Raw genomic sequence first — 25169 nt, forward strand, 5'->3', positions numbered from 1 at the left:
TCCTCCGTAAATATGAATGGATAAAAGAATTAAACTCATTAGAGAATCACAGTAAAATTAACACGATGAAATGAAGTGCAACTCTTACTTATTCCCACAGGCAACCTCACAGATAATTGTATATCACTATAGATCGAGTACGAATGCTGTTATAAAATATTAGATTATTTAATCCGATATGTATCTGGGGAAAACCAGTACTTTTTCCTAAGATGTAATTATCAAAGTATAATAACAAATAAACACCGTTATATTATACTATGACTAAAAATATAGTTTACTATGAAAATTTCATTTTTCTAGTTTAAGCTTATATTTACGAGCATATCTAATCTTAGGGTCTATTATCTTATATAAGGTTCCTCCTGCTCTCTTTCTATCCAATGCTTTTACTAAACCTATTCTCTGCATACTAGTAATATAATTTTGCGTTGAGCTTCCTGTACCAGCTTCAGAATTTAACTGGTTTGCTGTAAATTCGTCACTAGTTAATTTTATTAAGTGATTAGAATACTTATATATATCCATAGAATTAGATCTTGCATTTTTAACTCATGGATAATATTCAAAGTAATTAAATTCTTTAACGTATTTTTCCATTGCTAATTCAATATTTTTATTTTCTAATTTATTTTCATGCCAATTATTTAAAAATTGCTCTCTTAACATATAATTGAATATATGCCATAAATCCCTAGGGTTTTTATTTGACAATTCTTTAATTTCAGGAGTTATTTCAACATCTTCAAAAAAATCCTCAAATTTTATTGGATTACCATCTGTAAATACTTCAATTCTTTTATTAAAAACATGAACAAGCTCTTCATCTTTCCATTCAAGATCATAAAATTTATATTTCTGTGTTCTAACCGCGTGTTTGATATAATTAAAAGGTATTTTCCAAACAGAAGTTACTAATTGTATATCCTTGTTTTCTTGTAAGTTACTGCTACTCAACAAGGGCTTTATAAAATTTGCGATTTCTTGTGCATCACTCTCAAATCTAGTGTCCTCATCCAACTTATCCAAAAAAACTATTATTCTATCAAATCCTATTTTGTTCACTAACTTACAAACTCTTTTCAAAAAACTAAATCCTTTTTCAATATTATTGAAATTTTTTTCAACTTGGAATTCTAAATACGGAAAAATATTTTTCATTTGTTTTTCGTTAATTTGTGGTAACTTAGGATAGTGGGCGGTAATTATTGCATTTAAGGAACTTGTTGCTGCTTCTACACCATAATTCGCAAATAAGTGTATTATTTTACTGAATTTATTGGCTAATTTTTTCAAAAAGCTGAGTTGAATATTTTCTATTTTTTCAACTATTCTTTCTTTTGTTACTTCATCTAAGAATTCTGAAATTAAATATGAAAAGAATATTTTGTCATCTTCGCTTAATTTTCTTATTGCTTTCTTTTTAGCTATAGTATTTTCTACAAGTTGTATAGTAATCTTTTTTGCAATTAAATAATAATATTCGGATTCGTTTATTTCAGTCGTCGATTTTTTAAATTTAATTTCTTCAAAATTATCTATATAACAAATTAGTTTTTTCGAACGATCTAAAATCGATCTATCCAACTCCATTAAAACTGCTGTTTTACCTGTTCCTCTATTTCCAATTAAGGTTAATGTTTCACCTCTATCGAAAGTGTCTTTAATTAATGAATAATCAGCCTGTTTAACAAATAATTTTGAGCTAAATTCCACTTCTTTTTCACTTGTGTATTTATCAAATGGATAACTTTTTAAGTTATATTTTTTGTAGAAGTCTGAAAAGTCGATCAATGTATAAAACACCTCATTGACAAAAAATTTTATATACAATATTAATTTGTGAAAACCTAACTTAATTGACTTTCTCACCTCTATTATATCATTGCTAAAGAGAAGAAACTACTCTTTGGCAAATGGAAGTCTCTTATTTACATAAAAGGAAAGGAAGTAATAGATATGATGATTACTTCCCTTTATATTGTTAAAAATCCTGTCTATTTATGATAAGGCTCCCCCCGATTAATCCGAAACGCCCGATAAACCTGTTCCAGCAAAATCAGCCTCATCAGCTGATGCGGGAACGTCATCCTTGAAAACGACAGCTTTTCATCTGCGCGCTTCAGGACGGCGTCGCTCAAGCCGAGTGAGCCGCCGATGAGGAAGGTTACCTTGCTCTTTCCATATGTGGCGAGTCTATCCATATTATCGGCTAATTCTTCCGAACTTTTCATTTTTCCTTCGATTGCCAAGGCGATGACGTGGGCGTCGGGGCTGATTTTGGAGAGGATTCGTTCGCCTTCTTTGTCTTTGACGATTTTCATGTCCTGGTCACTTAAATTTTCCGGCGCTTTTTCGTCCGGCAGTTCGATGATGTCGACTTTTGCGTATGCCGAAAGCCGTTTGATGTATTCGTCAATTCCTTGTTTTAAATATTTTTCTTTTAGTTTTCCGATTGCTACGATTGATATATTCACAGGTCATCCCCACTTTAAGAACAAGTTATTCAGATGCATTATCCACAATTGTGGATAAAGGTTGTGTATTTAGTGTCCGATCATTCGTTCCCCACTATATATACTGCAGGCTTATCGCACAATTCACAGGTTGTGGATAAACTGTGTGTATGTTCGATTTTTCTGATTTCAGGGGCCAATTCTTCTTCATCCACATACATGTCAATGACGGTTTCAATATGCTCTTCGCAAGACTTCATAAAAGTCCCTCCAATATCTGTATCATTGGGCTCTTTTATAAAAAAAGCTCCTTATTCAATATACCCTATTTATGCACATGTTAGTAGGTTTTAGCATGACTTCGCGCGGTTATCCACAAGCTTTTTATATTCCTCTGGATAACTCTGTTTTCCCTAAATAAAAAACACCAGCTACCCTCGCTGATGCTCTAATCTTTTTTTATACTACTTCTCTTTTTTCCTGAACAACTAAAGAATGCTGATTCGTGATATGCTGCAAATATGAAACGTTAAGAATGAAAGTCCAAAACCCGTTAACCGGCTTTTTAGACAACCTCATAAACGATTTTCTAACCTTAAATGCACTAACTAGATTTATCGTCCAAAAAAGGAGAAATGAGAGCTGCGGGAGGAAGCTGTGTCCGGGGCGCAGCGGGAGAAGCAAAATGCTGTTGCTGTATGGCAGCAACTCTTCTCTTTGAAATGTGATTGAGTAAAAAGTCCAAAAAGGCTCCAAAATTGAAAAGACGCTTAGCAGCAGCGTCACTTTAATGGCGACATAGGGGAGCTTAATTTGGCATCGTTCTAAATTCTTTCTTCTTGAAAGAAACCAGTACGGGATGTATATGCCAGACGTTATGATTGTTAATAACACCGCATATATGGCTTTTATTTTCGGAAATTCTTCTAATTCCTTACTCATGCTGAAACACTCTTCTTTCCTTAAAACTGTTCTTCCAGGTCTTTTTATCCTTGTCATCTATACTTTTCCACTTTCCATATCAAAATGTACTATATTGAATGCAATAAATCAAAATCCATTGAAGTGTCAAATTGGGATTTTCTTAGGTATATGGATTCTTTTTTTTGACCTGAATAAAAAAACTATATCATTTTACCTAATCCTTATTTCGTGTTCACCTGCAGAAATTCGACAATCAATAGGACATTATTCGTCATATTTTTACCTTTGTAATATGCAATCTGTCATTGCGTAACATAAAGGGGTTCATTCGAATCATTTTGTCTTTTTTTCTTTATTTCCCACCTCTCTCAAATAGGAATAATGACATACTGTGTTTCATGTGGAACATTGGACATGAAAAAAGATCAAAGCTTCACAGCCTTGATCTTACAGCCTCTTGCTCATATGCAAATCCGTCGTCTCAAAATTCATTTTTTCATAAAGCCGCTTCGCCTTTTTATTATGGGCGAATACATGCAGGGACAGCTTTTGGACTCCTAATTGCTTTGCCTCTTCTTCTAAGACGGCTAAAGCCTGCTGGCCGATTCCCTGCCCTCGATACGCTTCATAAAGCCCGAAATCGTAAATAAATGCTTCCTTTTGAGGATGGTGCGGGTCAGCGTAGAGCCAAAGCCAGCCTGCGGCATCCTCGCTGTCTTCCTTGATTGACCATAGATGATGGTTGTTCGTTTCAATGCCGTTTGGCAAAAGAGCTGCAAATTGCTCTTCTGCTTTCTCCATCGCTTCCGCCACTGTCCATGTGCCCGCTTTTACTTTCTCCATGGCGTAATGCTGGATGGAATAGGCATGGTATGTCTTAAAGTCTTCTTCCGTCATTGGCATTAAACGGATTGCCGGTTTTTTTCTCGGTTTGTTTAAGTCAATTTTAATTTTTGATTTCAACATCAAATTGTGCTTCACTTCCTTGTTTATTGATCATGATGCTTTGCTCAGCCATTCGCTTTTCGGCTCGGAAAGTTTATTGATTCTGTGCTGAATGTAAATGACATTCAAAAGGAACGCAAAAATGGATCCATTCGCAGGTTCTTTGCCTGAGAGCTTGTTTAATGAAGCGGTCACCACCAGTGCGCAGTAAATCAAAACACCTGCGGACAGAATCAAAATCACGCGGTCGAGCAGCATATAAAGGCTGTAATGCATGTCAGGAAAAGCGATTTTTGCTGATATTCTAATTGGAATCGAAAATAAATGATAAAATATGATAGCTTTTAACGTGGTGTAGGGAATATCATGATAAGGCAGCAAATCGAAGCTTTTTTTCCTGGATAGAAACCAGTATGGTATGTAAACCCCCAGTGTGATCAGACATAGCACAAAAACGGACACGATACTTCTGCTCTTTACATTAGACAGCGTTTTCAACGCAGTCTGCACATTGTCGTTCATATCATTCCTCCGGACACTCGTTTTCCAAACAAATGAATTGAATGAATTTTTTCATAGCAGCGGCACACCCCCTCAATATATTCTTTTCTCCGCTTTTAGACAATATGACTTAGGTACCAATATGACAAATGTACTATTTTTTAAAAAGGATTGCCGCCTTCTCGATTAGCTGAAAAATGTGTGACAACCGTTTTTATGTCATAAGAATGAAACAAAAAACAAAGAGCCTGATTGGAATTCAGGCTCTTTTGTTTACCGCTGTATACTTTTTTGAAGAGAAATCTGCCAGTTGATGCCGGTGCCAATATGGTGTGTTTTGGCAAAGGATCCTTGATTGAGGGCAATACCCAGGCGGTCTAATGAATTGATATAAACAACCGGCTTACCGACCGGCATATCAGCAAACGACCGTCCAAAAGCCATCGTTTGCTGATAGACTTTGGTGTCCTCGTGTTTGATAACCACTTCCACAGGATCTCCGTATTGAACGTCAAGTGACTTGAACAGTTTACGGCTGATATTTGTCCAAAGGTTTCCAAACCGGATATCTAAAATGTCGATCGTTCCGGTTATCCAATCATTTTCGATATAAGCTTCCATGACCGGAAGTTTGACGATGGAATCTGTTGAAACTTCAGGACCGATCCGGTCGAAGCTGAGAATCCCGGCTGCCAGTCTTGCCCCGGTGTAAGCGTAAATGTCGCGTCCATGGAAAGTATGTGATTCGCCTGATCTCGGAAGCCTGTTTTGCGCTTCATCAAGATAGCGCACTTCGACAATCCCATTCTGCCGGCTGATATGGGTGAGTGTTCCGTTGTCCGGTGTGATGATATATTGATCGGAAGAGGTTCTGACTGCGACGCTGCGGCGTTCCGAACCGACACCTGGATCGACGACAGACACGAAGACAGTGCCTTCAGGCCAATAAGAAACGGACTGCAGCAGCCGATAGGAAGCCTCCCAAATGTGAAAAACGGGAATGTTGTGCGTCAAATCAAAAATCCGGAGTGAACTGTCAACTGAATAAGCCACACCGTACATCGCATTTACCGCCCCGTCATCAAGGCCAAAATCAGATTGTAATACAAGTGCATGCTGACTCATCCTATCTCCCTTTCCGCCCTGATTTTCGCAGTGAATCTGCCTTTGCCAAAATGTTTAAATCATCATATCGTACGCGAAATTGAAACGCAATATGATGTTTTGTCCATTTTTTAGAAACTCTCATTTTTATTGAAGCAAAAACCTCGATTTCACACCCTAAAAACCCGATTATTCATCCGGAAAGTCTTATTTTCCTCTCTAACTATCCCATTTTTGACTTTTGACGATCATTCCTCAGACTTGGCATAATAAAAAAACAGCCCGGCCGTACCGGCCAGACTGTCTTTATCAGCTTCCCAATTTGGATCGTGACAGCTTTACTTCTGTTGTTCTTTCTTTTCCGCCCCGCAGGTATTTGATTTTCACCTTATCGCCGACGTTTTTGGTGTAAAGCTTTTTACGCAGATCAACGATATCGTAAACGCGGTCACCGTTGAATTCGACGATGACATCAAGCTCTTTCAAACCGGCTCTGCCTGCAGGAGACACCGGCTGAACGCCCATTACAACAACCCCTGATGTTACGTCTTTCGGCAGTTTAAGCGTTTCCTGCCAGTGGTAGCTTGCAATATCGCCAAGTGATTTCATCTCAATTCCGAAATACGGCCGTCTTACTTCTCCGTACGTTTCCAAATCTTCGATAACCGGAATGGCAAGGTTGGCAGGGATGCTCAGACCGATGCCTTCGACGGCTGATTCAGCGATTTTCATCGAATTAATGCCGATGACTTTTCCATCAATATTAAACAGTCCGCCTCCGCTGTTGCCCGGGTTAATGGCAGCATCCGTCTGCAATACTTCGGCATTCCAGTCCGGCTGTCCGTCTCCGTTTGAATCGACCGGAACAGCGCGTTCGGTTCCTGAGATGATTCCTTGTGTAACAGACCCTGAAAACTGCAGGCCGAGCGGGTTTCCAATCGCGATGACAGGCTCGCCTGTCTTCACTTTATCAGAATCTCCGAATTCAGCAGCCGCTTTTATTTTATTGCTGCTGACTTGCAGGACGGCCAGATCCATCAGTTTATCACTGCCGATCAGTTTTGCCGGAATCCGCGTTCCGTCATTCAGACTGACTTCAATTTGGGATGCCCCTTCAATGACATGGTGGTTGGTCACAATGTGGGATGTTTTGCCGTCCTTTTTATAAATAACGCCCGAGCCTGTTCCCGCTTCGCTGTCTCCATCCCATACACCGGTTTTTTGGATGTTGATAACGCCGACAACAGAATCAGAAACCTTAGAGACCACTTGTGTGACTTCATTGTTCACGTTGACGGATACATTGCGGACCGCACCGCCCTGCTGAGCTCCTTGACCTCCGCGCGCTTCAATGACTTGCAGATTGTACGGCAGCCATCCCTGCTGCGAGAGATACGGCAGGGCAAACACTGTTAAAAGAGCGCCGATAACGGCGCCGACCAGGCTTGAAAACAAAAAGCTTCTCCAATTTCTCACCGGCTTTTCCCGAACGAATTTTTCCTCATCATGATTAAACTCCACTATATTCAAATCCTTTCAAGGAACGATATATGTATATAGTGTGGATCATCTGCCCGCAGATTAATCATTCAATCAGTAAAATTTACACCGCTACAAGAGGTGTCGGTTTCTTAGGATCGGTATCATATAAGTCAAACGTTTCTCCCGCTGCAAATCCTTTGGCAGCCAACGTTTGCTGGACGGACATTCTCGCCAGCTCTTTCATGTTGTTGTCCTGGCTTAAATGAGCCAAATAAATTCTCGATGTCTCATCACCGATTACATCAGTCATTGCGAGTGCTGCGTCCTCATTGGATACATGTCCGACGTCGCTTAAGATCCGGCGCTTGATGTTCCACGGATAGCGGCCCATTTGCAGCATGCCGACATCATGATTGCTTTCAAAAACAAAAGCGTTTGCCGAGCGGATAATGCCTTTCATTCTGTCGCTGACATAGCCCGTATCCGTAATCAAAGCGAGCTTTCGGCCATTGTAATGAAAAACATAAAACATCGGCTCTGCGGCGTCGTGGGATACGCCAAACGATTCGACATCGAGGGAGCCGAACGATTTGACGGTTTCCATTGGAAACACGAATTTTTGGCCGTTATCCATTTTGCCGATATGCCCTTCCATCGCCTTCCACGTTTTTTCATTGGCGTAAACGGGCAGCTCATATTTTCTTGCCAGCACACCAAGTCCTTTTATATGATCACTGTGCTCATGCGTAACAAAAATGCCGTCAAGCTGATCAAGCTTTCGATCAATTTGCGCCATCAGCCCTTCCATCGCCTTCCCGCTAAGTCCTGCGTCAACTAAAAAAGCGTGGTCATCGGTTTCCAAATATAAAGCATTACCGGTACTCCCGCTCGCAAGTACGCTAAATTGCAGGCTCATGGTTTCTCACTCCATTATGATTTTTCCTTTTTCTCTTGTGATTGAAGAAGCGCTCCATCCCGTGCATCCACGATAAATTCTTCGTGAATGGTTTTATCGTCCGTTTTGCGCTCCACTTCGATCCGCCAAACGGGCACGAAAATTTGCGCGCTTGCCAGCGGATACTGCGTGAAATAGCCAAGCTCGGCTGATTTAATTTTGCTGTACTTCTTCAAATAATCCGGATAGTACAAAGCTTCAACCGCTCCGACTGCGGAGATCAAACTTTCCGTTTTGACTTCTTTTATATCCTGCAGCATCGACTGCTTATATGAAACAACTTCGTTTTTATTATTCAGGTACAGAACGACTTCGCCCATCTCTGTGTTATCATCGTTTTGCCGATCCTGAAAAATGTAATTTCCATTATAGGTTTGGAAGAAAACGATCTGTTTTCCCGATTTATCGACTTTCCAAAGCTTGTACTTGTTGCCGTCGATAATCTCTTCGTTCACGATTTCCCTTGCTTTTGTCTCCATATCCGCTTTCGGAAGTGCAATGGGTGTTTCAAATTCCATTTCTATTTCCGTCAAAGCGTTCTCTTTTGCGGTATTCATTAACGCCTTCGGCTTTTGCCCTTTTAACGATTTAATCTCGCTTTGCTTAAAGACTCGCTTTTGTGCAGAGATTGAGGAACCTTTTGACGTCTCTTTAGACAAGTTGCCATATGAAATGTGGTCTGCTTTCATATCTTCCTGCAGCGTTGATTTTTCTAAAATCGGAAACTGATTGTTGCTGCGCTTATCAAAGTATTGAAAGGCCAAAAAGATATCAAGGATGAGGAAGACGATAATGAAGATTGTTTTTGTTCTATTCCACTCCACTCTCAATGCCCTCCTTCACCGCTGAATCTTTCTTTGATACCGGCTTTATCGTACCGTTTATTTTAATGCACCAAGTCGGTACAAGTTTTACAAGAGGGTCTTGTTCCTCTGATACTGAGACCATTTCATAGGCAGGAAAGATTTGCTCAATCTTATCAAAGTCATACTCTTCATTGTCTTGCAGGAACTGAATCAATTCTTCTCCGCTCATGATTTCTTTATCCTTTTTGCTGACCGGATTAGCGTTTGCGCCCAAGACATATGTTGGGTGTTTATAATCCAATATGTCGTTGTTTGCCCAGCGAAGTTCAATCGCTGTCGTTCCGAAAGGCTGGTTTTGGCTGTTAACGACCGGCAGCTGATCCATAAACAGATTAAAGTTGATCTGCTGATTTTCATTCAAGCCGAAAAATTGATAATCATCCGTCCAGCTTCCCGTGTCGTTTAAATATTTAAAGCTTTTATTGATCAGCTCTCCATTTTGATAAGCAGAACTCGGTTCCAGGTTGCGGTGCTGGAACTTAATCTGCCTGTTGTTCGAGTAGACCTCCAAAAGGCTTGTTCCATCCGTATATACCGGTCGGTTTAAGTTGGTTTCCTGCCGGACGGTTTGCGGATCATCAAATAAAGCTTTTTTAAAACGCGTCGGGCTGATCGTTTCTGTAAAATACTCTTTTTCAGACAGCTTCAGCCTATTAACCGGAAGCAAGACATCTCTGCGAGAATTGATTGCAAAGTCCTCGTAAAGAGGCATCTGCGATTTTTCTTTTTCAATGTCTGCAAGGATGTTGCGGTAATTTGCCGATTCAATCACCGCTTCAACAACCGTCTCTTTGCTGAAGGATACAAAGTAGATTTTTTTCATGCCCCGTCCTTCATTGAAAGGAAGAACGATTCTGTCAAAAGAGTTGTATTCATAAGAGTTGGCGGACCATTTGAAAAGCGGCTGCAGCACATCGATTGGAATATTGTCGCTAAAAACGAGATCCAATTTGGAGTCTTTATTTTTAGCGTACAGCCAGTTTTTGAACTGCTGCCTGTCAAATTTGTCCGAGATATCCTTTAACGATTTGACTTCCCATCGGCTCATGTCGTCCCAGAGCTGAGAATAGAGCGTCGTATCATTCAGCAAATAATGCTGTCCATTCTCATGAATGAACATTTGCTGCGGTTTGACGGCTTCATTTAGCAACTTTGTCTGATTTGTAATCGGCTGTTTATCGCTGACCTGAGCCTGTGAATCTTCCACTTTTTCGTAATTCCCCTGAAATCCCCAAATATTAAAAGTAAAAAGAAGACTGATCAAAACCAAAAGGGACAGTATTATCGTTTTAATTGTTTCACGCTTCATCCCAATCATCCTCTTGTTCTTCTTTATATGGCAGGGTAAATGTGATCGTTGTTCCTTTTCCTTCGATACTGTCGGCCCAAATGTCGCCGCCATGGGCTTGTACCATTTCTTTTGCGATCGCAAGACCAAGCCCCGTACCGCCGAGTCTTCTTGTTCTGGCTTTATCGACACGGTAGAAACGCTCGAAGATCTTCTCCATGTCTTTTCTCGGAATGCCGACACCTTCGTCTTTGACACTGATATAAAGAAGCTCTTCTTCTTCATTTACATCAACAGAGAACGTGATATGGCCTCCTTCAGGGGAATATTTCAATGCATTTGAAATGATATTATCCAGCACTTGCGTAATCTTGTCCGGATCGATTTCAACATACAATTCTCTATCCGGCAGATTGCTGATAAACTCAACATGCTGCTCTTTCGTCATTTCAAAGCGCTCAATAATCAATGAGAAGAAACGGATAAAATGAATCCATTCTTTATTGAATTGGTAGTCCTTGCTGTCAAACTTAGAAAGCTGCAGCAAGTCGTTGACAAGTCTGATCATGCGCTCTGTTTCATTCTGTGTCACATTCAAGAAGCGCGGCGCAATGTTTGGATCCTGCCACGCGCCTTCCGCAAGCGCTTCTAAATAGCTGCGCATTGTGGTGAGCGGCGTTCTGAGTTCGTGGGAGACATTTGCCACAAATTCTCTCCGTTCTTGATCGATCTGCTCTTGTTCTGTGACATCGTAAATAACCGCAATCAACCCATCAATCTTTCCGTGCTCTTTTTGGATGACCGAGAAATTGACGCGAAGCACAGACGTCCGTTCTTCCTGTTCAATTTCAAGAAGGAGCGAGTCCTGCTGTTCAACCAAATCTTCGAACGTGTATTCATCTTCAAGGCCGAGCAGTGAGGTGATCGGCATTTCGAGAGCCGTTTCACGTGAAACATTTAAAAGCTCCAGTGCCGGCGTATTAAGCAAAATAATCGCGCCATTTCGGTTTGTCGCGATAACCCCGTCTGTCATATAGGCAATAACAGAAGATAGTTTTTTTCGTTCGCCTTCTGTCATGGATTGAGCTTCTTTCAGCTCTCTCGTTAAATAATTAAACGTTGTGGCCAGCTGGCCGATTTCGTCGTTTCCGTACTTCCTGACTTTTCTTGAGAAATTTCCTTTCGCCAGTTCAATGGCCTGCTTTCTCATATCTGACAGCGGATGTGTAATCGTTCGCGCGACAAAAATTCCGAGGAATGCAGTGATTCCAAGCGCAATAAAAGTTCCAGACGCTAAAATGGTGTTGATCGTCCGGATTTGATTGTAGACATTATCCATCGATGCCACGACATAAATGGCCCCGATCGTCTCTTGATTCGATTTTTTAATCGGCGTGACTGAAATCCGCACTTTGCTGTCACGCTCCGGGTCGAAAAATTTGTTTTCGTACGGAATACCGACAAGCAGTGTCCTTTTAATAATGCCCTCTGTTGTCTTTTTCCCCGCCACCTCCCGGTTATAAGGATTGGAGGTCGCGATGACTTCATAGCTTTTATCAATCAGACTGACTTCGAGAATTTCGCCTTCCTTGCTGAAATCATTTAGAATCCGCTCTGCGTCTTCTTTCAAGGTAGTCGAGGAAGACGTGCTTCTATCCTTCGTCATTTCCTGTTCCAGATAATACGAGAGGTTGTTCACCCGCTGGTCAAGAGAGTCATTATATGATTTAAGAAGTGACTTCTCCATCTCATTGACAAAGTAGACGCCGATAATCTGCATGGCAACGATAATCAGCAGAACGTATATTAAGGTAAACTTAAAATGAATCGAGCGGAAAAAACTGACTTTATTCATTTCGGTATTAGTCCTGTTCCGGATTTCTCAAATAGTAGCCGACACCGCGCCTTGTGACGATCCAGCTTGGGTGACTCGGATTATCCTCGATTTTTTCGCGAAGGCGTCTGACCGTAACGTCAACTGTCCGGACATCTCCAAAGTAGTCGTATCCCCACACGGTTTGCAGCAGATGCTCACGCGTCATGACCTGCCCGATATGTTTAGCAAGGTAATGCAGCAGTTCGAATTCCCGATGCGTCAGTTCGATTGTCTCGTCTCGTTTTGAAACGACGTAGGCATCCGGAAAAATGACGAGCGATCCGATTTGAATTTCGTTTGAAGACGATTCTTCTTCGGCAGGAGCCGCTGTGTTCTGTCTTCTCAAGTTCGCTTTGACACGCGCGAGCAGTTCGCGAGTGCTGAACGGTTTTGTCACATAGTCGTCAGCTCCCAGTTCAAGACCGATGACTTTATCGATTTCCGAATCCTTTGCTGTCAGCATAATGATGGGCATATCATATTTTTTGCGGACTTCACGGCACACTTCCACACCGTCCTTGTTCGGAAGCATGATGTCGAGCAGAATCATATCAGGGTTGAGATCCTCAACCATCTGAAGCGCTTCATTGCCGTCGTATGCGCAATGGACTTCATAGCCCTCTTTTTTCAGATTAAACTCTAAAATATCAGCAATCGGCTTTTCATCATCTACAACTAGTATCTTTTTTTCCATTATTCGTTCCCCCTGGTTCAGAGTTTGGATACAATACAGCCAGCGGATGGCTGCCTAAGTTTTATATCAAGTACACTGCATGTCTTCATTAAAAAACACTTTCTAGAAAATAGATTTCTTATACATTATAACGTTTATGAAGCAAAAGTTAAAAAAATAGTTCAAAGGAAAACGTTTGGAAATTAAATCCACCTGCTATTTTTCCGCTTTTATCACAACAATTAAATTTTTGTGACTTTTTTTACTGAAAAATGAAACATCTTCCCCTTCAAGACCGTCTATATAGTAACGTCTTCTTCTTCGGCCGGGTTACCGGCCTCCCTTTTTTCCCCTTTTTATTCCTTCAGCATTTTATTTCCTTGTTTTCAGCTAAAAGAAAACGCATCTGCTTAAAAACAGACGCGCTTTAGAGTGGCTCGGGACGGAATCGAACCGCCGACACACGGATTTTCAGTCCGTTGCTCTACCAACTGAGCTACCGAGCCAGGTATGTAACTTTTTTAAAATGGCGGTCCGGACGGGACTCGAACCCGCGACCTCCTGCGTGACAGGCAGGCATTCTAACCAACTGAACTACCGGACCTTGCATATTTACAGTACCTGCTTCGGAGAAGAATCGTGGTCTCCTCCGGAGCAAGCGGGGATTTAGCAATTACGCTAAAGTAAATCAATGACCCGTACGGGATTCGAACCCGTGTTACCGCCGTGAAAGGGCGGTGTCTTAACCGCTTGACCAACGGGCCAGGGAAATGGTGAGCCATGAAGGACTCGAACCTTCGACCCTCTGATTAAAAGTCAGATGCTCTACCAACTGAGCTAATGGCTCAAGATTAAAATACACCCTTAGATTTAATCTGAAATAACGACGTCCACATCTCAGGAAGCTTTTTCGAGATGTCTCTCGATGTGTACGCTGAAGCGAATTCTCCGAAGCTTATTCGGACGTGCTCTACCAACTGAGCTAATGGCTCGTTTCGTTGTTTTCGCAACAACGAGATTTATATTATCATAGAACGAACAGAAGTGGCAATATATTTTTTTATTTTTTTCTATTATTTTTTCCCTTCGTGATGATACTCCGCCCCTTCGCGGTTCAGCCAGTGCATGATTCCGTTCGGATGGAATACAGACAGCAGCCGGTCAGCTTCATGAAGCGGCATCCACTTGGCTTCAACAATGTTCTCGTCAAACGTGATGCCATCCGGACGATCGGTGATCCGGGCTCTAAAGACGATGAAATATACATGCTCGCCGCCGATAATCGCTTCATTTATAGCTAATATATCAAGAGGCTGAATTCCATAGCCTGTTTCTTCCTTCATTTCTCTCGCCGCGGCTTCTGTTAGCGATTCTCCAGCTTCCACCTTGCCGCCCGGCAGCGTCCACGATTGATTTTTCTTATTTTTCACCATCAGGATGTTTCCGTTCTCTTCCACGAATGAATATACAACATCGACACGTTCCACCCGTTTGCCCTCCTTGTCCTTGAAAAACAAAGCCCCTGCGAACTGCAGAGGCTCTTCTGGAATTTAGTTCGGACGATAAACGCTTCTCACCACATTTGTTTGAGAGCGGTCAGGACCGACTGAGAAAATAGAAAGCGGAATGCCTGTCAGCTGAGAAACTCGCTCTAGATAATGGCGGGCATTTTCAGGCAGATCGCTCAAGCTTTTCGCTCCTGTGATATCTTCTGTCCAGCCCGGCATTTCTTCATAGACAGGCTCACATTCAGCGAGCGCTTTTAAGCTTGCCGGGAACTCTTCGAGGATCTCGCCGCGGTATTTGTAAGCGACACAGATTTTCAATGTTTCAATACCGGTCAATACGTCAATTGAATTTAATGAAAGGTCGGTAATTCCGCTGACGCGGCGGGCATGGCGGACAACCACGCTGTCAAACCAGCCGACGCGGCGCGGGCGCCCTGTAGTTGTTCCGTATTCGCGGCCGACCTCACGGATTTGGTCTCCGATCTCATTGTTCAGCTCTGTCGGGAACGGCCCGTCTCCGACACGCGTTGTGTAAGCTTTCGATACACCAACGACATGCTGGATTTTTGTCGGTCCCACACCTGAGCCGATCGTTACGCCGCCGGCGACAGGGTTTGAAGATGTAACAAACGGATATGTTCCTTGGTCGATATCAAGCATAACCCCTTGCGCCCCTTCGAATAAGACGCGGCGGCCGTCATCAAGCGCGTCGTTTAAGACGACGGACGTGTCGCAGACATATTGTTTGATCTGCTGGCCGTACTCATAGTATTCGTCTAAAATGTCTTCTATTTTAAATCCTTCCGCATCGTACATTTTTTCCAGCAGACGGTTTTTTTCTTCTAAATTGCGGGCGAGCTTTTCTTCAAAGACTTCTCTATCCAGCAGATCGGCGATGCGGATTCCGACGCGAGCGGCTTTGTCCATATAAGCCGGGCCGATTCCTTTTTTCGTCGTGCCGATTTTATTGGCCCCTTTCCGCTCTTCTTCGACCGCATCAAGCTTTAAATGATACGGCAGAATGACATGGGCCCTGTTGGAGATTCTCAAGTTGTCCGTGCTGACGTTCCGCTCATGAAGATAAGCCAGCTCCGTCACCAATGCTTTCGGATCAACAACCATTCCGTTGCCGATCACACACGTTTTATCCTTATAAAAAATACCGGATGGAATCAAATGCAGTTTGTACGTTACCCCGTTGAATTTAATTGTATGTCCTGCGTTATTTCCGCCTTGGTACCGTGCGATTACCTCTGCGTTTTCGGAAAGAAAATCGGTGATTTTGCCTTTTCCTTCGTCACCCCACTGCGTACCTACAACAACTACTGAAGACATATCCGTGCACCTCCGTTAACCTTTTCAAACGATATCAATATCAAACACATTCAGTTTATCAGTGTCATCCCGCAAAGTCAATCGTAAATCCGAACATTAATTTTAACACCAAACACATTTGTTCGTTATTATAAAGCAAATTTCATATATTTTCTTTTTAATAGACAGTCTGTAAGTCAAATCTTAAAAATAAGCGTTTTTCTTGGACAAAGACACATAAAAAACCGGCAACACAAATATTCAATAAGTAAGGAGGGAGATGCCGATGGAGACGGTATTAATTTTTGCATCTGTTTTATCGCCGATTATTTTGGCGCTGGTCGAATTGGTGAAGAAGACGTTCAAAGTGCCGAAAAATTTGATTCCGCTCGTTTCACTCTTGATAGGTTTGCTGATCGGTGCCGCAGCATATCCTTTTACAGACCTTGAACTGGTGCTCCGTTTATGGTCAGGAGGACTGGCCGGATTAACAGCGACGGGTTTATTTGAAATCGGTAAAAACCGCAATGCAAGAAAAAAGAAAAATCCCTGAGAACATGTCTCAGGGATTTATGCACCAGGCGCAACACCCGCGTCATCAAACCGGCGTTCCAGGTTGACGAACTTATTATATTCTTTTACAAAAGCGAGTGAGACGGTCCCGACCGGGCCGTTCCTTTGTTTTGCAATAATGATTTCAATGATGTTTTTATTCTCAGATTCTTTGTCATAGTAATCATCACGGTACAGGAACGCAACGATATCGGCGTCCTGCTCGATACTTCCCGATTCCCGGATGTCCGACATCATCGGACGCTTATCCTGGCGCTGTTCGACGCCCCGGGAAAGCTGTGAAAGGGCGATGACCGGAACTTCAAGCTCCCTCGCCAGCGCTTTCAGCGCACGGGATATTTCCGATACTTCCTGCTGGCGGTTGTCACTTGATCTGCCGCTTCCTTGGATCAGCTGCAGGTAGTCGATCAAAATCATGCCGAGGCCGTTCTCCTGCTTTAAACGTCTGCACTTGGAACGGATTTCGCTGACGCGGATTCCCGGTGTGTCATCGATGAAAATTCCGCTGTTTGATAAGCTTCCCATCGCCATTGTCAGCTTGCCCCAATCCTCTTCCGTCAGGTTTCCGGTCCGGAGATTCTGGGCGTTGATGTTGCCTTCCGCACAGAGCATCCGCATGACCAGCTGCTCGGCGCCCATCTCAAGGCTGAAGATCGCGACGCTTTCATCGGTTTTCGTCGCCACGTTTTGGGCGATGTTTAAGGCAAAAGCGGTTTTGCCGACTGACGGACGGGCGGCTACGATGATCAAATCGTTTCTTTGAAAGCCCGCCGTCATCCTGTCAAGCTCGGTAAAACCTGTCGGAATCCCGGTGATGTCCCCTTTTCTGTTGTGGAGCTGTTCAATATTATCGTAGGTTTGAACGAGAACATCTTTAATATTTTGAAAGGCCCCGGAGTTTTTGCGCTGGGCGACTTCCATAATCGTTTTTTCTGCTTCGCTTAAGAGGTCTTCGACTTCATCCTCCCTTGTATATCCGTCTTGGGCAATCGTCGTTGCTGTACGGATTAAGCGGCGGAGAATCGATTTTTCTTCCACGATTTTTGCATAATACTCTATATTAGCCGCAGTCGGCACAGAATTTGCAATATCCGTCAAATAAGAAATGCCGCCAACCTCTTCCAGAAGGTCCGTGTTCGCAAGCTCTGATGTCACCGTCACCAGGTCTACAGGCTCGCCGCGGTCTCCAAGAACAAGCATGGCGTTAAATATTTTTTGGTGCGACATTCTGTAAAAATCATCTGGAATCAAGACTTCTGACGCCAAAGTTAAAGCTGATGGTTCTAAAAAAACAGCACCTAACACGGCCTGTTCGGCTTCGATATTTTGCGGCGGCAGCCTGTCATTCAGAAGATCTGTCATGTTAAGCACCGTCCTCCCATTTAAAAATAACCCAACGTCTATTTTACCATTTTTACAGAAAAAAAATAGACTCTTGCAGAATCGCATGTTGTAGAAATATTTTCATAGAAAGGGAGAACAGCTGTCGGAATGTTTGCTTCCCTGATCTATACGGGAAACAAATCAGTAAACAAGTTTCGGGAGGTTGTTTTTCATGAAGGTTTATACGGTATCACCAAATGCCGAGACAGACGGGTGGTTTTTGAAACTGGAAGATACGGCGCCTGTTGAGCTTTATGATACAAGGACAGAGGCCGTGGAAAAAGGAGAAGAGATGGCGAAAGAGAACCGTCCTGCGAAGCTTGTCATCTATGACCGGCAGGACAACAAAGAAGACGAACGGTCTTATTAAACACCTCGGCCGAGGTGTTTTTTTAAAGATTCCACAATTAATCCACCCGGCTGTTCCAACTGTTTTTCAAGAGAATGCTGACCATCAAATCGGTCGCATGTTGGTACAAATCCCATTCTTCATAGGCCGCAAATTTCATCCGCAGCGTTTGCAGCACATTGCGCATATCTTTGTACTCTTCAAATGTGTAAAGCCCTTTTGCTCTGATCTGCTGTTCATACAATTTCTTTTTCAGCTCCGATATCGTCGATTTCAAGACGATCACCTCCGCTTTATTTATATCGCTTTTTTCTTTTTCTTCCAACTCACTTGTCATATGATGTTACAATATATATTGGAGTCAATATTCACTGTTGCGTACTCTGCGCGCTGGGGTACAATATAAAATGGAGGACTTTATGAAACCTTTACAAATTTCTGCCGAAACGGCGCAAAAACTTTCGGAAACCTTAAATCTTCCTCTTGAACAAATCATGCATTTGCCGCAGCATATCCTGCTTGCGAAAATTGCCGAAATTCAGAAGAAAGATCAATAGTAACCTTGGATGATGGTCCGGGTTTCTTTTTCATGTCACTTTTCCACCTGGAAGCAAAGGAGAATACAGCATGCATTACATTGACGCTCGACGCGCCCGTTTGAACAATATCTTTTTGATTGCAGGAATCATATTTATCGCTTTTAATTTAAGACCGGCTATTACAGCTGTCGGGCCATTGATCAGTTCGATCCGCTCGGATATGGATTTGACGAACGGCATGGCCGGCTTCTTGACGACGCTGCCGCTGTTATCGTTCGCCGTCCTGTCCCCGGTCGCCCCTAAGCTCGGACAGAAGCTTGGCAATGAGAGAACCCTCTGGGTCGGATTGGTCATCTTATTGATCGGAATTTTGCTGCGCTCTTACGGAGAATCTATTACATTATTTGCAGGAACCGCATTGATCGGAGTCGGCATCGCAATCTGCAATGTGCTGCTGCCCAGCCTGATCAAACATAAATTTCCTGACAAAGCGGGAATTATGACAAGTTTCTATACAACAGCCATGTCGATTTTTGCGGCGCTCGCATCAGGGATCAGCATTCCGTTGTCGCACGGCTTAGCGTGGGGATGGAGCGCGTCGCTCATGGTTTGGGCGGGCCTCGCGTTTGTTGCGATTTTGATCTGGGTTCCCCAGCTCCGCTATCATGATACGGGAAACCGCACGGTCAGCTTAAAGGCAGACGGCCAAACGGTCTGGCGCTCGAAAATTGCCTGGCAGGTCACATTCTTTATGGGCATACAGTCGTTTTTGTTTTACTGCACGATCGCCTGGCTGCCTGAAATTCTCCGCTCGCACGGGATGAGCATGTCGCTTGCCGGCTGGATGCTGTCGCTGATGCAGTTTGCCAGCCTCCCGTCGACATTTTTGACTCCGGTTCTCGCCGGGCGGTTTCAAAACCAGAAAAGCATCGTGCTCGCCCTCGGCATCCTATACTTGGCGGGGATGTCAGGGCTATTGTACGGAGGCAGTACAGCGATGCTGACGCTATGGGTCATTTTAATCGGAATTGGACAAGGGTCCAGCATCAGTTTAGCCTTGACTTTAATCGGGCTGAGAAGCGAAAATGCCGATCAAGCCGCGGCATTATCAGGGATGTCGCAATCCGCCGGATATTTGCTGGCAGCGATTGGTCCAAGCTTTGTCGGTTTTCTTTACGATCACATGCACTCATGGAACGGACCGATTTTACTGTTCATCGGCGCGCTGGTCGCTTTGATCGGTGCAGGACTCGGTGCGGGAAGAAATCAATATATCTATGCTAAAGCAGCATAACGAAGCCGGCAGATAAGCCGGCTTTTTTTTTGAATATAACCTGACAAACCAGCGGCCAAATAAACCGTGATGCCGTATGATCAGATTTGACAAAAATAATTCACTTATTGGTCTAGACAACTAGAGTTGTAATGTTCTATACTGATGATAACGTTTTCAAGAAAGGACTTTTGACTGTGAAAACCAAACCATCTCAACGCTATATTTTTAAACATCTTCATATTTACAGTGAAAATGGAATGATAGAAGACGGTTTTCTTCTGACGAATGGAGAAAAAATCGAGGCTTACGGACCAATGGCTGATATTCCAGCTTCCGCACAAACGGCAGAACAGCTGACATTTCCGGAGAACTTCAAAGTGCTGCCGGGCATGATCGATGTCCACATTCACGGGGCAAACGGCGCAGATGTCATGGACGGAACAGCCGAGGCTTTGCAAACAATGGCTGAAGCCCTGCCGAAAGAAGGAACGACAAGCTTCCTTGCGACGACGATGACCCAAGATAAAGCCACGATCGAGCATGCGCTGGCAAACGTTCACCGGTATAGGGAAGCCGGCGGACGGCCCGGAACAGCCGAAGTATTAGGCGTTCACTTAGAGGGCCCTTTTATTTCAGAAAAGCGGTGCGGCGCCCAGCCGCCGGATGACATTATAGCGCCGGATCTTTCGTTATTTAAAGAATGGCAGCGCATCTCAGGGAATAACATTAAATTAGTCACACTTGCGCCAGAGCTGGAAGGGTCTTTGGAACTAATTTCCTTTTTGAAGGAAACAGGGGTCATCGCATCCGCAGGCCATTCCGACGCCGGACTCAAAGAGATGGAAGCCGCGATTAAGGCCGGCCTCTCCCATGTCACCCATTTGTTCAACGGCATGCGGGGGCTGCACCACCGCGAGCCGGGGACTGCCGGTAGCGCTCTTCTGCATGATGAACTGAAGGCTGAAGTCATTGCCGACGGCATCCATGTTCACCCTGCCGTCATCAAGCTGGCATTTCAGCAAAAACAGAAAGAAGGCATCATTTTAATTACGGATGCCATGCGCGCAAAATGCTTGAAAAATGGAACCTATACATTAGGCGGACAGGAGGTGTTCGTAAAAGGCGAAAAAGCCGTATTACGGGATGGTACGCTTGCCGGCAGCATCTTGAAGATGAACCAGGCTGCACTGAACATGATGGATTTTACGGGATGTTCACTCGAAGATATCGTCTACATGACAGCAGTCAATCCTGCCAGACAGCTTCATATTTATGACCGGAAAGGCAGCATACGGAGCGGGAAAGATGCCGATTTGATCATTTTAAATGAAAAAAATGAAGTTGTGATGACGCTTTGCAAAGGCGTGATTGCTTTCAGCAAAAGGGAGGTTTCACCATGAAGATCATTGAAGCTAAAGATTATCAGGACATGAGCCAAACAGCCGCCCGATTCATCATCGAGCAAGTGAATCGCTTATCTGCACCTGTTCTCGGCCTTGCAACCGGAGGAACGCCTCTCGGCACATATCAGGTTTTAAGGGAAGATCATGCGCGTAATAAAACGACTTACAAGCACGTCTATACTGTTAACTTAGACGAGTATGTCGGCGTTTCCCCGGATCATGAAAACAGCTATACATTCTATATGAAAAAACAGCTTTTCGATCACATTGACATCCCGCTCAGCCACACCCATCTTCCGAACGGGATGGCTTGTGACCTGGATGCCGAATGCAGCCGCTATGAAGCGCTGATCGAGCGGCTTGGAGGCATTGATCTTCAAGTGCTCGGCCTCGGCTTGAACGGCCATATCGGATTTAACGAGCCGGGCACCCCATTTTCATCGAAAACGCATACGGTTGAACTGACACAATCAACGAAAGAAGCCAATGCCCGCTATTTTGATTCCTATGACGCCGTCCCGTCGCAAGCAATAACGATGGGCATTTCCACGATCATGAAAAGCAAGCAGATCCTGCTGCTCGTTTCAGGAGAGAAAAAAGCCGGCATCTTGGCGAAGCTGCTCACTGAAGAACCAAATGAAGACACCCCCGCTTCCGTCTTAAAAACGCACCAAGACGTCGTCATCATAGCGGACAGCGATGCTTTATCAATCGTGAAAGAAAGGGGTATGGCCTTTTGATCAAAAAAGATTCCCACATTCCGATTTACTATCAGATTGAGACCGAAATTAAAAAGCTTGCCGAAACAAAAGATTTGAAACCCGGCGACCTCATTCCTTCTGAAAGAGAGTTCGCAGAAAAATATGAGGTGAGCAGGATGACCGTTCGACAGGCGGTTAACAATCTCGTCAATGAAGGCATTCTCGTCCGGCAGCGGGGAAAAGGGACATTTATTGCCGAGCCAAAAATTGAGCAGCCTCTCAAAGGATTGACAAGCTTTTCCGAGGACATGAAATCAAGGGGCATGAGGCCCGGCACGAAAATGCTCGGCTTCGGCGTCATCCCGTGCGACCAGAGCACAGCGCGCAAACTGGAGATACGTGAAGGGGCTTCCGTCTATGAAGTCAAACGGATCCGCCTCGCCGATGACATCCCGATGGCTTATGAAATCTCCTATTTGCCCGCCGACTTCATTAACGGCCTGACCGAAGACATTATGAGCGCATCTTTGTACGACTATGTCGAAAATACGCTCTCCCTTACGATCGACCGGGCCGCGCAAACACTAGAACCGGCGATTGCCTCTCAGGCAGAGAGCGAGCCTCTCGACATAGAGGAAGGCGCACCAGTCCTGCTCATTGAACGCTTGAGCTATTTGGACGACGGCAGACCGTTTGAAGTGGTCAAATCCGTTTACAGAGGCGACCGCTATAAATTCGTCATTGATATGAAGAGGAAAGACCAATGAGGAAGACAGAGGATACGAACGACAAAAGCACAGCACTTGATGAAATGAATGCTTTAGATATCGTCACCTTGATGAATGAGGAGGATCACACAGTCCCTCGCGCCATTACGCCCTGCCTTCCCCTGATCGCTGAAGCGGCGGAGACGATTGTCAGCCGTTTTGAGCAAGGCGGAAGAGTGTTTACCGCAGGCGCCGGCACAAGCGGCAGAATCGCAGTTCTTGATGCCGCGGAACTGCCGCCGACCTTCTCTATTGACGAGAGCCGTTGGACCGGCCTGATCGCCGGCGGATATGACGCAATGTGGATGCCTCTTGAAGAAAATGAAGATGACCGTGAAAAAATCGTCGCTGACCTGAAAGCGCAATCATTCTCGAAAGATGACGTCTTAATCGGAGTCACTGCGAGCGGTTCGACCCCTTATGTCCTCGGCGCTTTATCCTATGCCAAACAGATCGGAGCCGCTTCTGTTTCGATCAGCTGCAACGCGGATACAGAAGCGGGCAAATTAAGCGATATCGCGATTGAGGTTCAAACAGGACCGGAAATTATCCGCGGTTCAACGCGGCTGAAAGCAGGAACCGCTCAGAAAATGATCTTGAACATGCTGTCAACAGCGGCAATGGTGAGGCTTGGCCGCGTCTATCAAAACGAGATGGTGAATATGAGGCTGCTCAATCAAAAATTAGCCGGGCGCGCTGTCACCATTCTGATGAATACCACCGGGTTATCGGAGGATGAGGCTCTGCAAGCTTTAAAAGAAAGCGGCAATGACATCAAGGCAGCGATCTTTATGACGTTGACAAACGGAACGCTTGAAGATGCCCGCCGCTGTTTATCCCATGAAAATGGACATTTGAAAAAAGCGATTCAATATCATCGAAAGGGGTTTTAACTATGTTGGGATTTCTTCAAAATATCGGCCGCGCGCTCATGCTGCCGATTGCCGTTCTTCCTGCTGCGGGCCTCCTGCTCGCACTGGGACGGGAAGACCTGTTAAACATTCCGTTTATCGCTGCTTCAGGACAATCAATTCTTGACCAACTTCCGATCATCTTTGCGATAGGCGTTGCGATCGGATTGTCAAAGGATGGCCACGGGGCCGCCGCTCTGTCCGGAGCCATCGGTTATTTTGTCCTGACAGGCGGCTTAGCAGCCATCAATAAGGACCTGAACATGGGAGTTCTCGGCGGGATTATTGCAGGCGTTGTCGCCGCCGTCATGTATAACCGCTTTAAAGATGCAAAGCTGCCTGACTGGCTCGGTTTCTTCGGCGGAAAACGCAGTGTTCCGATTATGACAGCCTTCTGTTCCATCATTCTTGCAGGCATTTTCGGCTTCGTCTGGATTTATGCACAGCAGGCAATTGACGCCATTGGAGGATGGATCATTCATGCGGGGGCATTAGGGGTCGGGATATTCGGTCTTTTAAACAGGCTGCTTTTGCCGCTCGGCCTTCATCACATCTTAAACAACATGGTCTGGATGGTCTTTGGAGAATTTGCAGGCAAAACGGGTGACATGAACCGGTTCTTTGCCGGAGATCCAAGCGCCGGCGCCTTTATGACAGGGTTCTTCCCGATCATGATGTTCGGTCTTCCTGCGGCGTGTCTGGCGATGATTGCCGCTGCGAAAAAGCATCGCCGCAAAGCAACGGCCGGGTTGCTGATCGGATTGGCGTTCACATCATTTTTAACCGGAATCACAGAGCCGATTGAGTTCACATTCATGTTCCTGTCGCCGCTTCTCTTTGGTATTCATGCCTTGTTAACCGCAAGCGCCATGACCGTGACCAATATGCTCGGCATCCATCACGGCTTTACCTTTTCAGCCGGGACGATCGACTATCTCTTAAACTTTGGAATCGCCACAAAGCCGCTGCTCTTGCTGCCGCTTGGTCTTGTTTACGGCATTATTTATTTCATCATCTTTTATTTCTTGATAACGAAGCTCAATTTGAAAACGCCTGGACGAGAAGATGACGATGAGCAGGAAAACACCGCTGTCAGCCCTGACACAGGATCGTCTAAATACGAAACCCTTGCGGACAAATACATCGAAGCGCTTGGCGGAAAAGAAAACATCGAGACGCTGAACAACTGCGTGACCCGCCTCCGCCTCAAGGTCCGCGATGCTTCCAAGCTGGATGAAAGCGCGATGAAATCCATGGGAGCGAAGGGATTCGTCAAGCTCAATCAGCACGAGGTGCAGGTGATCATCGGTACAGACGTCGAATTCTTGGCGAATGAAATGAGAAAACGTACGGAATAAAAGATAAGCCCCTTCTG

The 25169-nt window shown here is 44.4% G+C and carries 27 protein-coding genes and 4 tRNA genes; 9 read left to right on the forward strand and 22 right to left on the reverse strand.

Annotation, left to right across the window (positions count from 1 at the left end; genetic code table 11):
• Nucleotides 1-291: 291 nt before the first annotated feature.
• From KI350_RS16340 to KI350_RS16435, 20 genes are all read right to left on the reverse strand, one after another.
• Nucleotides 292-528 carry a hypothetical protein gene (locus tag KI350_RS16340; protein WP_212930536.1) on the reverse strand — a complete coding sequence of 79 codons (237 nt, stop codon included), beginning with the start codon at nucleotides 526-528 and terminating at the stop codon, nucleotides 292-294.
• Between the two features lie 24 nt (nucleotides 529-552).
• Nucleotides 553-1794 carry a P-loop ATPase, Sll1717 family gene (locus KI350_RS16345; RefSeq protein ID WP_212930537.1) on the reverse strand — a complete coding sequence of 414 codons (1242 nt, stop codon included), beginning with the start codon at nucleotides 1792-1794 and terminating at the stop codon, nucleotides 553-555.
• A 203-nt stretch (nucleotides 1795-1997) separates the two neighbouring features.
• On the reverse strand, nucleotides 1998-2477 hold the full coding sequence (gene rlmH, locus KI350_RS16350) for a 23S rRNA (pseudouridine(1915)-N(3))-methyltransferase RlmH (RefSeq protein ID WP_043054526.1): 480 nt from the start codon (nucleotides 2475-2477) through the stop codon (nucleotides 1998-2000).
• Between the two features lie 80 nt (nucleotides 2478-2557).
• Nucleotides 2558-2716 carry a CxxH/CxxC protein gene (locus tag KI350_RS16355; protein ID WP_003177948.1) on the reverse strand — a complete coding sequence of 53 codons (159 nt, stop codon included), beginning with the start codon at nucleotides 2714-2716 and terminating at the stop codon, nucleotides 2558-2560.
• Between the two features lie 199 nt (nucleotides 2717-2915).
• Nucleotides 2916-3398, reverse strand: a complete 483-nt coding sequence (locus tag KI350_RS16360; RefSeq protein ID WP_043054527.1) for a DUF4234 domain-containing protein — start codon at nucleotides 3396-3398, stop codon at nucleotides 2916-2918.
• Between the two features lie 429 nt (nucleotides 3399-3827).
• On the reverse strand, nucleotides 3828-4346 hold the full coding sequence (locus tag KI350_RS16365) for a GNAT family N-acetyltransferase (protein WP_043054528.1): 519 nt from the start codon (nucleotides 4344-4346) through the stop codon (nucleotides 3828-3830).
• A 30-nt stretch (nucleotides 4347-4376) separates the two neighbouring features.
• Complete coding sequence (locus KI350_RS16370) at nucleotides 4377-4847, reverse strand: hypothetical protein (protein WP_020453614.1); 471 nt, start codon at nucleotides 4845-4847, stop codon at nucleotides 4377-4379.
• 252 nt (nucleotides 4848-5099) lie between these two features.
• Nucleotides 5100-5951: an SAM hydrolase/SAM-dependent halogenase family protein gene (locus KI350_RS16375; RefSeq protein ID WP_043054529.1), complete on the reverse strand. Its 852-nt coding sequence runs from the start codon at nucleotides 5949-5951 to the stop codon at nucleotides 5100-5102.
• A 288-nt stretch (nucleotides 5952-6239) separates the two neighbouring features.
• Complete coding sequence (locus KI350_RS16380) at nucleotides 6240-7451, reverse strand: S1C family serine protease (protein ID WP_026580409.1); 1212 nt, start codon at nucleotides 7449-7451, stop codon at nucleotides 6240-6242.
• A gap of 82 nt (nucleotides 7452-7533) precedes the next feature.
• The gene (locus KI350_RS16385; RefSeq protein WP_003177960.1) at nucleotides 7534-8328 is read right to left on the reverse strand and encodes an MBL fold metallo-hydrolase; all 795 of its coding nucleotides are present in this window, start codon (nucleotides 8326-8328) and stop codon (nucleotides 7534-7536) included.
• Between the two features lie 14 nt (nucleotides 8329-8342).
• Nucleotides 8343-9191, reverse strand: a complete 849-nt coding sequence (locus tag KI350_RS16390; RefSeq protein WP_020453617.1) for a two-component system regulatory protein YycI — start codon at nucleotides 9189-9191, stop codon at nucleotides 8343-8345.
• Nucleotides 9178-10542, reverse strand: a complete 1365-nt coding sequence (locus KI350_RS16395; protein WP_020453618.1) for a YycH family regulatory protein — start codon at nucleotides 10540-10542, stop codon at nucleotides 9178-9180. The genes KI350_RS16390 and KI350_RS16395 overlap by 14 nt, the downstream gene beginning before the upstream one ends.
• Complete coding sequence (gene walK, locus KI350_RS16400; RefSeq protein WP_020453619.1) at nucleotides 10532-12376, reverse strand: cell wall metabolism sensor histidine kinase WalK; 1845 nt, start codon at nucleotides 12374-12376, stop codon at nucleotides 10532-10534. The genes KI350_RS16395 and walK overlap by 11 nt, the downstream gene beginning before the upstream one ends.
• 7 nt (nucleotides 12377-12383) lie before the next feature.
• A complete protein-coding gene (gene walR / locus KI350_RS16405; RefSeq protein WP_003177967.1) occupies nucleotides 12384-13091 on the reverse strand; it encodes a cell wall metabolism DNA-binding response regulator WalR in 708 nt (235 codons plus the stop codon).
• Between the two features lie 412 nt (nucleotides 13092-13503).
• A tRNA-Phe gene (locus tag KI350_RS16410) sits at nucleotides 13504-13576 on the reverse strand.
• A gap of 21 nt (nucleotides 13577-13597) precedes the next feature.
• A tRNA-Asp gene (locus tag KI350_RS16415) sits at nucleotides 13598-13674 on the reverse strand.
• An 88-nt stretch (nucleotides 13675-13762) separates the two neighbouring features.
• A tRNA-Glu gene (locus KI350_RS16420) sits at nucleotides 13763-13834 on the reverse strand.
• 7 nt (nucleotides 13835-13841) lie between these two features.
• Nucleotides 13842-13917, reverse strand: a tRNA-Lys gene (locus tag KI350_RS16425).
• A 226-nt stretch (nucleotides 13918-14143) separates the two neighbouring features.
• Nucleotides 14144-14557: an NUDIX hydrolase gene (locus tag KI350_RS16430; protein WP_043054531.1), complete on the reverse strand. Its 414-nt coding sequence runs from the start codon at nucleotides 14555-14557 to the stop codon at nucleotides 14144-14146.
• Between the two features lie 63 nt (nucleotides 14558-14620).
• Nucleotides 14621-15913, reverse strand: coding sequence for an adenylosuccinate synthase (locus KI350_RS16435; RefSeq protein ID WP_020453621.1), 1293 nt, complete (start codon nucleotides 15911-15913; stop codon nucleotides 14621-14623).
• 265 nt (nucleotides 15914-16178) lie between these two features.
• On the opposite strand from KI350_RS16435, the gene KI350_RS16440 reads away from it, so the two are divergent.
• Nucleotides 16179-16445, forward strand: a complete 267-nt coding sequence (locus KI350_RS16440) for a holin (RefSeq protein WP_020453622.1) — start codon at nucleotides 16179-16181, stop codon at nucleotides 16443-16445.
• 17 nt (nucleotides 16446-16462) lie between these two features.
• On the opposite strand, the gene dnaB is transcribed toward KI350_RS16440, so the two are convergent.
• On the reverse strand, nucleotides 16463-17827 hold the full coding sequence (gene dnaB / locus KI350_RS16445) for a replicative DNA helicase (RefSeq protein WP_003177980.1): 1365 nt from the start codon (nucleotides 17825-17827) through the stop codon (nucleotides 16463-16465).
• 193 nt (nucleotides 17828-18020) lie between these two features.
• Between dnaB and KI350_RS16450 the strand changes: the two genes are divergently transcribed.
• Nucleotides 18021-18218: a DUF2188 domain-containing protein gene (locus KI350_RS16450; RefSeq protein WP_003177982.1), complete on the forward strand. Its 198-nt coding sequence runs from the start codon at nucleotides 18021-18023 to the stop codon at nucleotides 18216-18218.
• Nucleotides 18219-18255: 37 nt separating this feature from the next.
• On the opposite strand, the gene KI350_RS16455 is transcribed toward KI350_RS16450, so the two are convergent.
• Nucleotides 18256-18483, reverse strand: a complete 228-nt coding sequence (locus KI350_RS16455) for a hypothetical protein (RefSeq protein WP_369878904.1) — start codon at nucleotides 18481-18483, stop codon at nucleotides 18256-18258.
• 133 nt (nucleotides 18484-18616) lie between these two features.
• On the opposite strand from KI350_RS16455, the gene KI350_RS16460 reads away from it, so the two are divergent.
• From KI350_RS16460 to nagE, 7 genes are all read left to right on the forward strand, one after another.
• Nucleotides 18617-18754, forward strand: a complete 138-nt coding sequence (locus KI350_RS16460) for a YycC family protein (protein ID WP_009330022.1) — start codon at nucleotides 18617-18619, stop codon at nucleotides 18752-18754.
• Nucleotides 18755-18824: 70 nt separating this feature from the next.
• A complete protein-coding gene (locus KI350_RS16465) occupies nucleotides 18825-20030 on the forward strand; it encodes a CynX/NimT family MFS transporter (RefSeq protein ID WP_003177989.1) in 1206 nt (401 codons plus the stop codon).
• 131 nt (nucleotides 20031-20161) lie between these two features.
• A complete protein-coding gene (gene nagA, locus KI350_RS16470; RefSeq protein ID WP_016885627.1) occupies nucleotides 20162-21412 on the forward strand; it encodes an N-acetylglucosamine-6-phosphate deacetylase in 1251 nt (416 codons plus the stop codon).
• The gene (gene nagB, locus KI350_RS16475) at nucleotides 21409-22155 is read left to right on the forward strand and encodes a glucosamine-6-phosphate deaminase (RefSeq protein WP_003177993.1); all 747 of its coding nucleotides are present in this window, start codon (nucleotides 21409-21411) and stop codon (nucleotides 22153-22155) included. Before nagA ends, nagB begins: the two co-directional genes overlap by 4 nt.
• Nucleotides 22152-22883, forward strand: coding sequence for a GntR family transcriptional regulator (locus tag KI350_RS16480; protein WP_003177996.1), 732 nt, complete (start codon nucleotides 22152-22154; stop codon nucleotides 22881-22883). Before nagB ends, KI350_RS16480 begins: the two co-directional genes overlap by 4 nt.
• Nucleotides 22880-23776, forward strand: a complete 897-nt coding sequence (gene murQ, locus KI350_RS16485; protein WP_016885626.1) for an N-acetylmuramic acid 6-phosphate etherase — start codon at nucleotides 22880-22882, stop codon at nucleotides 23774-23776. The genes KI350_RS16480 and murQ overlap by 4 nt, the downstream gene beginning before the upstream one ends.
• 2 nt (nucleotides 23777-23778) lie before the next feature.
• Nucleotides 23779-25152, forward strand: a complete 1374-nt coding sequence (nagE, locus tag KI350_RS16490) for an N-acetylglucosamine-specific PTS transporter subunit IIBC (protein WP_003178000.1) — start codon at nucleotides 23779-23781, stop codon at nucleotides 25150-25152.
• Nucleotides 25153-25169 lie beyond the last annotated feature (17 nt).

This window comes from Bacillus sp. J41TS8 (assembly GCF_018333035.1).
Taxonomy (GTDB): Bacteria; Bacillota; Bacilli; order Bacillales; family Bacillaceae; genus Bacillus; species Bacillus paralicheniformis.

Bases quoted from the DNA above. Each gene is read 5' to 3' on its own strand.
- KI350_RS16340 (WP_212930536.1), bottom strand. From the start codon at position 528: ATGGATATATATAAGTATTCTAATCACTTAATAAAATTAACTAGTGAC.
- KI350_RS16355 (WP_003177948.1), bottom strand. From the start codon at position 2,716: ATGAAGTCTTGCGAAGAGCATATTGAAACCGTCATTGACATGTATGTG.
- KI350_RS16360 (WP_043054527.1), bottom strand. From the start codon at position 3,398: ATGAGTAAGGAATTAGAAGAATTTCCGAAAATAAAAGCCATATATGCG.
- KI350_RS16365 (WP_043054528.1), bottom strand. From the start codon at position 4,346: ATGTTGAAATCAAAAATTAAAATTGACTTAAACAAACCGAGAAAAAAA.
- KI350_RS16370 (WP_020453614.1), bottom strand. From the start codon at position 4,847: ATGAACGACAATGTGCAGACTGCGTTGAAAACGCTGTCTAATGTAAAG.
- KI350_RS16375 (WP_043054529.1), bottom strand. From the start codon at position 5,951: ATGAGTCAGCATGCACTTGTATTACAATCTGATTTTGGCCTTGATGAC.
- KI350_RS16385 (WP_003177960.1), bottom strand. From the start codon at position 8,328: ATGAGCCTGCAATTTAGCGTACTTGCGAGCGGGAGTACCGGTAATGCT.
- KI350_RS16395 (WP_020453618.1), bottom strand. From the start codon at position 10,542: ATGAAGCGTGAAACAATTAAAACGATAATACTGTCCCTTTTGGTTTTG.
- walK (WP_020453619.1), bottom strand. From the start codon at position 12,376: ATGAATAAAGTCAGTTTTTTCCGCTCGATTCATTTTAAGTTTACCTTA.
- walR (WP_003177967.1), bottom strand. From the start codon at position 13,091: ATGGAAAAAAAGATACTAGTTGTAGATGATGAAAAGCCGATTGCTGAT.
- KI350_RS16435 (WP_020453621.1), bottom strand. From the start codon at position 15,913: ATGTCTTCAGTAGTTGTTGTAGGTACGCAGTGGGGTGACGAAGGAAAA.
- KI350_RS16440 (WP_020453622.1), top strand. From the start codon at position 16,179: ATGGAGACGGTATTAATTTTTGCATCTGTTTTATCGCCGATTATTTTG.
- dnaB (WP_003177980.1), bottom strand. From the start codon at position 17,827: ATGACAGATCTTCTGAATGACAGGCTGCCGCCGCAAAATATCGAAGCC.
- KI350_RS16450 (WP_003177982.1), top strand. From the start codon at position 18,021: ATGAAGGTTTATACGGTATCACCAAATGCCGAGACAGACGGGTGGTTT.
- KI350_RS16460 (WP_009330022.1), top strand. From the start codon at position 18,617: ATGAAACCTTTACAAATTTCTGCCGAAACGGCGCAAAAACTTTCGGAA.
- KI350_RS16465 (WP_003177989.1), top strand. From the start codon at position 18,825: ATGCATTACATTGACGCTCGACGCGCCCGTTTGAACAATATCTTTTTG.
- nagA (WP_016885627.1), top strand. From the start codon at position 20,162: ATGTTCTATACTGATGATAACGTTTTCAAGAAAGGACTTTTGACTGTG.
- nagB (WP_003177993.1), top strand. From the start codon at position 21,409: ATGAAGATCATTGAAGCTAAAGATTATCAGGACATGAGCCAAACAGCC.
- murQ (WP_016885626.1), top strand. From the start codon at position 22,880: ATGAGGAAGACAGAGGATACGAACGACAAAAGCACAGCACTTGATGAA.
- nagE (WP_003178000.1), top strand. From the start codon at position 23,779: ATGTTGGGATTTCTTCAAAATATCGGCCGCGCGCTCATGCTGCCGATT.